The sequence below is a fragment of the Mesorhizobium sp. M4A.F.Ca.ET.090.04.2.1 genome, from assembly GCF_003999085.1.
GTDB lineage: Bacteria > Pseudomonadota > Alphaproteobacteria > Rhizobiales > Rhizobiaceae > Mesorhizobium.
The window spans coordinates 1-5,507 of the sequence record NZ_RZOT01000416.1; the positions used below are offsets into that span (position 1 = coordinate 1).

6 protein-coding genes and 1 pseudogene are annotated in these 5,507 nt (G+C 60.9%); 3 read left to right on the forward strand and 4 right to left on the reverse strand.

Features of this window, described 5'->3' with window-relative positions:
- Together dgt and EN781_RS24340 are read left to right on the forward strand one after the other, a co-directional pair.
- The coding region (gene dgt / locus EN781_RS24335) for a dGTP triphosphohydrolase (RefSeq protein ID WP_127400398.1) at positions 1 to 1,078 on the forward strand (1,078 nt) is incomplete at its 5' end.
- Between the two features lie 73 nt (positions 1,079 to 1,151).
- Positions 1,152 to 1,516, forward strand: a pseudogene (locus tag EN781_RS24340) (VOC family protein).
- 246 nt (positions 1,517 to 1,762) lie between these two features.
- Here the strand turns inward: EN781_RS24340 and EN781_RS24345 are convergent.
- Both EN781_RS24345 and EN781_RS34480 read right to left on the reverse strand, forming a co-directional pair.
- Positions 1,763 to 2,371 (reverse strand): class I SAM-dependent methyltransferase, encoded by a 609-nt coding sequence (locus EN781_RS24345; protein WP_126054800.1) that lies wholly within the window; start codon positions 2,369 to 2,371, stop codon positions 1,763 to 1,765.
- A 39-nt stretch (positions 2,372 to 2,410) separates the two neighbouring features.
- Positions 2,411 to 2,578 (reverse strand): hypothetical protein, encoded by a 168-nt coding sequence (locus EN781_RS34480; RefSeq protein ID WP_189347800.1) that lies wholly within the window; start codon positions 2,576 to 2,578, stop codon positions 2,411 to 2,413.
- 107 nt (positions 2,579 to 2,685) lie between these two features.
- On the opposite strand from EN781_RS34480, the gene EN781_RS24350 reads away from it, so the two are divergent.
- Positions 2,686 to 3,600, forward strand: a complete 915-nt coding sequence (locus EN781_RS24350; RefSeq protein ID WP_127400399.1) for a LysR family transcriptional regulator — start codon at positions 2,686 to 2,688, stop codon at positions 3,598 to 3,600.
- Between the two features lie 66 nt (positions 3,601 to 3,666).
- On the opposite strand, the gene EN781_RS24355 is transcribed toward EN781_RS24350, so the two are convergent.
- Both EN781_RS24355 and EN781_RS24360 read right to left on the reverse strand, forming a co-directional pair.
- Entirely contained in the window at positions 3,667 to 4,209 is a 543-nt protein-coding gene (locus EN781_RS24355; protein WP_126054802.1) for a DUF2314 domain-containing protein, read from the reverse strand.
- Positions 4,210 to 4,395: 186 nt separating this feature from the next.
- The gene (locus EN781_RS24360) at positions 4,396 to 5,490 is read right to left on the reverse strand and encodes a GH25 family lysozyme (RefSeq protein WP_127400400.1); all 1,095 of its coding nucleotides are present in this window, start codon (positions 5,488 to 5,490) and stop codon (positions 4,396 to 4,398) included.
- Positions 5,491 to 5,507 lie beyond the last annotated feature (17 nt).

Here is a 5,507-nt window from a genome sequence, read left to right on the forward strand (position 1 = left end):
GGCCGAGATGCTGTTGGAGCGACAACCTACCGAGGCAACTGAGCTTGGCTTGGATCCTGAGGTTGTGGAGGCGGCGTGCCTGATTCACGACTTAGGGCACCCGCCTTTCGGACACTTGGGAGAAAAGACCCTCAATCGCCTTGTAGAAGCAGCGGACGATAAGGACGGGTTCGAAGGCAACGCTCAATCCTTCCGCGTCGTAACGAAACTCTGTGTACGTTTCGAGGAAGCACCTGGCCTTGATCTAACTGCCGCTACGCTAGCGGCTGCATGCAAGTATCCTTGGCTACGTGAGAAAAGTAATCCAAATCGCTCAAAAAAATGGGGGGCATACGCGCTGGACAAGCGCGATTTTGATTTTGCTCGCGAATCCAGTGGATACGGAGACGAAAAAACCGTCGAGGCAGCGATCATGGACTGGTCTGACGACATAGCGTATTCGGTCCACGATATGGAAGATTTACATCGCGGCCGCCTGATCCCTTGGACATTTCTTAAAACAAATGACGGCCGAGAATTTCTTGTCAAAGCTGCTGCCGACGGCTGGCACAATGCCCCTTCCGACGCTGAAGGCCGACTAAGACTTGCGTATGCCAGAATCTTTGACGAGATCGCAGCACCTCTAGCCCCCCATATTCTGACAGAATCATACGACGGGAGAATTGAGCACAGGCAACAACTTAGATTCTTTACGTCACAATTAATTGGCCGCTACATTAACTCCACGTCTTTGTCTGCGAGATCAGGAGATGGTCTTGTCTTAGATCCTGAAAAAGTTGATGAAGTCATTCTGCTGAAGCAAATGACAAGGAGTTACCTTATTTTGAATCCATCCTTGTCGGCGCAACAACACGGGCAGAAACTGATTATAGAGTCTCTGTTCGATGACTTCATGAATGATGAAAAGAAAAGCATCGTCCCGGTTCGCTTTCAGCATTTATTCGAGCAACCAGACGTAGGTATTCCACGCGCCGTGGCAGACCTAATTTCTAGTCTCACCGAAAGTGAGGCCACGGGCTTATATCAAAGGTTACGCGGCTTATCGGCTGGATCTGTCCTCGATCCAATCGTTCGATGAAAGCTGCTTGCTGCGCTCATCTCGACCACTAGAGTAGATATCTCGGAGCCTATTGCTCGTTGCGGAGCTACCCATGCTCGACCACATCACCATCGAAGTCAGCGACCTCGCCAAGAGCAAACTCTTCTACGAAAAGGCTTTCGCGCCCTTGGCTACAGCCTCTCCTTCGGCAAGGAAGGCGTGGGCCTTCGATGAAGGCAACGGCTGCCTGTTCGAGACCCAGAGCACGGGCGAGAAACCGCCCCTCACCCACCTGCATGTCTCCTTCCGGGTAAAGAACAAGGCCGAGGTCGATCCGTGCTATCGGGCGGCGCTCGAGGCGGGCGCCGCCGACAATGGCGCGCCCGGGCCACGTCGGACTATGCGGAAAATTACTACGCCTCCTTCATGCTCGATCCCGATGGGTACAACATCGAGGCGATGATCAACGAGGCGTAGTGGGCGACGGCCCCTCGACTTCGTCATTCTAGGGCGGAGCAAGGAGCGAAGCGACGCGCGCAGACCCTGGAATCCATTCCGTGACTTTGAAGCGTTGCAGCGATGCAGAATTCTGCTCCGTTTGCACTCTTCGCCGAGGTCACGGAATGGATCCTCGGGTCTGCGCGCGTCGCTTCGCTCCTTGCTCCGCCCGTGGATGACGAAGCCGCAGTAGGGCCTCACTTGTGATCGGCATCGTCGGCCCAGTCATGCCGGCCTGACAGCCAGGAACGTGTTCCATTCCTCGCGATTGCGGCCCTCGTTGAAATCGTCCCTGATCAGGACCAGCCCGGCGCTTTCGATACGGGCCGCGAAGTCGTCCCGGCGCCACAGGACGGTATGATAGTTGCCGTCCGTCTCGCCGTCGCCATTGCGCATCGATACCAGGAAGGCGCCGCCTGGCCGCAGCGAGCCGGCTATCCTGGCGAGCACCTGATCGATCTGGTCGCGGGGCACATGGATCAGGACGGCGAGCGCAAGCACGGCATCGTAGGGGCCGCCGAGATCGTCGGTGAGGAGATCGAGAAGCTCGCCGTGCTTGCCGCGCGCAGCCTGCAGCTCGAGAAACCGCTTTGTCGCGTCGGTGCGCCGAACCTTGACGCCCAGGCCCTCCAGAAAGTCGGCGTCGTATCCCGCTCCGGACCCGACTTCGAGAATCTGGCCGGCGGTGCCGGCGATCGCCACAAGGCGCTTCAGCGACGCCTGCTCTCTGTCGTTAGGAACATGCCGCACGATTTGATCGTAGCGTTCCGCATAGTCCTCATAGGCGCTGATCGTTTGACGGCTCTTCGCCAGAGCCTGCGACAACGCATCCATCTTTCCCTCCCTCGCGTCGGTCAAGGCGCCGGATTTGCCTCAGCGAAGGGTGCCGGGAGGCACGCGTCCGTCGAGCATGCCGATGTCGCGCAGGAAATGGTCCGACAGTGAACGGCGGTCGAGCAGGCCGCGCGTGCGGGGCCTGAACGGCGCGATGAAGAGGTCGAGAACCGGTCGACGAAGCGTGTTGTAACGGGTGGTGGTCATTGCCGTGTGTCCTTTCGGGTTCGAGTTCGATGACCAGAGCATGCCGTTTTCCGGCCTTGGATTCCAATCGAACCTCGCGTAGCATGCATCAGGAGGATTGATGCGTCATGAGTTGGGAGCTGCCGCCGCTAGGCGCCATCCGAGTGTTTGAGGCCGCGGCGCGGCTGGGCAGTTTCACCAAGGCGGCCGAAGAACTCGGCATGACCCAGTCGGCGGCCAGCTATCAGATCAAGGTGCTGGAAGAACGCGCGGGAACGCCGCTTTTCATAAGAAAAACAAGACAGATCGCCCTGACCGAGGCCGGACAGCAGTTGGCGCCGCACGCATCAGGCGCGTTCTCGGCCCTGGCCGATGCGTGGGTCGCGACCAAGGGCGGCGCGACCGGCGTGCTGTCGGTGACGACCATGGAGACCTTCGCAACGAACTGGCTGGCCGTATGGCTTGGAACATTCCAGCTGATGCATCCCGATCTCGCCGTGAAGGTGAACACATCGCCCCGCCTAGTCGATTTCACGCGCGAGGACATGGATGTCGGGATACGCACGGGCACCGGAAAATGGCCCGGCCTGACGGCTCACTATCTGTTCAAGGCGGACTATACGCCAATGCTCAGCCCGAGACTGGCCGAGAGTGTGGGCGGCATCCACCGTCCCGAGGATCTCTACAAGGTGGCGCTATGCTGCGCCGACGATCCCTGGTGGAAAATCTGGTTCGAGGCAGCCGGCGTGCCGTTCGAACCCGATCGCGTCATCGCGGGTCCGACGCTGGGGTCGCAGGCTTACGATGCAATGGCGGCGCTGACCGACCAGGGCGCCGCTATCCTCACCCGCAACATCTACAATGCGCTGCTGGCCAAGGAACAATTGATTCAGCCTTTTGAAGTGCTTGGATCCGATGGCGACGGCTATTGGCTGGTGCATCTGGAAAGCCGCCGCAATGCACCCAAGATCAAGGTGTTCCGCGACTGGGTGCTGGCTCAGACGGCCGAGATACGCGAGCGCGAAAGACGCGAGGCAAGGTAAGGGTAGGGTCAAGCCCGAGGATGACGACTGCGCGGGGTGCGACTCTCCTCCTCTCGGGGAGCCGGATCAATCCTTGAAGGTGATGCCGTATTTCGCGGCCTGTTCCTTCGGCATGTCCGCAAACGCCTGACGCACGGTATAGCCGCCGTAAACCTCGCCGCCGTTCTTGACCATCCAGTCCTCGACGTCGGCTTCCTCCACCGTCATGCGGTCGCCCATCTTGTACTTGGTGCCGTTGACAGGTTCGTCGGCAAGCAGGCCGATGAAGGTGCCGTCGCCCAGGCCGGTGAGCTGCATCCAGATGTGCTCGGTGGCGCCGTTCTGGGTGAGCGGGAACTTCACCGTGTAGGTGCCGGGCGTGCCAGCGGCCATCAGCTCGTGGAAGCGCGGCAGCGTCGAGTGGCCCTTGTTCTTGGCGGCCTGCATCGCCTTGTCTTCGGTGGAATAGGCGACGACGTTCTCCGTCATCGCGCGAGGCGCCGTCTGCGAGGCGCCCGGCGCCGCGGCCGGAATGGCCATCGGCTTGTCGCTCCGCCCATGCCCGAGCGCATTGAAAAGTCCGTAGCCGACAGCGGCCACAAAAACGATTGCCAGAACCGGATTGCGCATCGACCCCTCCATGCCCATTCATGCTCGGCCGCGCGGTGTTGCGCGCGGCATGCATGATTACGCGGATGTTACCAGCCCGGCATTGCAGGACCACTAAGGAAAAAGGTGAGTGGATCCTTAGCAAAACGCTGAAAATGCCGCCGGGGGATGGGGCAGCCTGCCGGTAATGGCATCAGCCGAGAGCGCTCAGTCGGCGTCGGCGACAGTCGTCTGTTCACCGGCCCAGGCCCGCCAGGCGCGCTCGTCGCCGTGGAAGACGTTGAGGTCGATGCGGCCCCTCACTCCGTGCGACAGGCCGGAGCCGGAATATTGCCAGAACAGCCATTTGCGGTCGGGATAGACCTTTGACGGATGGCGCGCGACAGCGCGCAGCCAGAACGGATAGTCGAGGAAGGCGCCGCGCAGATTGTCGCGATAGAAGTCGGGACTGGTATAGATGATCGGCCGCTGGCCGTAGTGGCGTTCGAGCTTGTCCATGAACACCTGCATCTTCTCCAGCACCGTGTCGCGCGACGGCCGCCGCTTGCAGGAGGATTCGCCGTTCCATTCGACATCGATCACCGGCGGCAGCGCGCCCTCGACCCGCGGCACGTTGCGGATGAACCAATCGGCCTGCTCGCCGGCGGTGCGGCACCAGTAGAAGAAATGATAAGCGCCGCGTTTCAGCCCGGCGGCATCGGCATTGCGCCAGTTGGTCCTGAACATCGGATCTAGATGGTCGCCACCATCGGTGGCCTTAATGTAGGCGAAGTTGGCGCCTTGGGCGCGCAGCTTTCCCCAGTTGACGTTGCCCTGCCAGCGCGAAACGTCGACGCCGTGCACCGCAAGGTGCCGGGGCGAGGCCCGACCGAAATTGATCGGCTTGGCATCGCGAAAGCCATATCGGGTGACGGGGCCGGCCAGCATCGCCGGCGCCGCGCGAGACAGCCGCTTCGGCGGCGCCACAAGCGCCGCCGGCTCGACCGGCGGTTCGACACTGTCGGAAAGATCAGGCGCAGGGAATGCCACCGTCTCTTCCTCGGCTAGGCCGAAGGGACGCGCATTCTCTTCAGGCAATGACGCCGGCGGCCTGATACGGGCGGTGCCGGCCATCGACACTGTCTCGTCGGTGGCTTCGGTCTCAGCAGTCGCGACGGCCTTCGCCACCGGTGCGCTTGGCCTGACGACGGAACGGGTGATCTCGTTGGACGGCACCTGCAAGGCGTCCATGCCCGATGTGGACGAGCAGCCGGCAAGGCACAGCGATGCAAGCACAAAACTGACGACGCCTGGGAACCGCATCTGGACCTGTACACGAA

Bases quoted from the DNA above. Each gene is read 5' to 3' on its own strand.
- EN781_RS24345 (WP_126054800.1), bottom strand. From the start codon at position 2,371: ATGGATGCGTTGTCGCAGGCTCTGGCGAAGAGCCGTCAAACGATCAGC.
- EN781_RS34480 (WP_189347800.1), bottom strand. From the start codon at position 2,578: ATGACCACCACCCGTTACAACACGCTTCGTCGACCGGTTCTCGACCTC.
- EN781_RS24350 (WP_127400399.1), top strand. From the start codon at position 2,686: ATGAGTTGGGAGCTGCCGCCGCTAGGCGCCATCCGAGTGTTTGAGGCC.
- EN781_RS24355 (WP_126054802.1), bottom strand. From the start codon at position 4,209: ATGCGCAATCCGGTTCTGGCAATCGTTTTTGTGGCCGCTGTCGGCTAC.
- EN781_RS24360 (WP_127400400.1), bottom strand. From the start codon at position 5,490: ATGCGGTTCCCAGGCGTCGTCAGTTTTGTGCTTGCATCGCTGTGCCTT.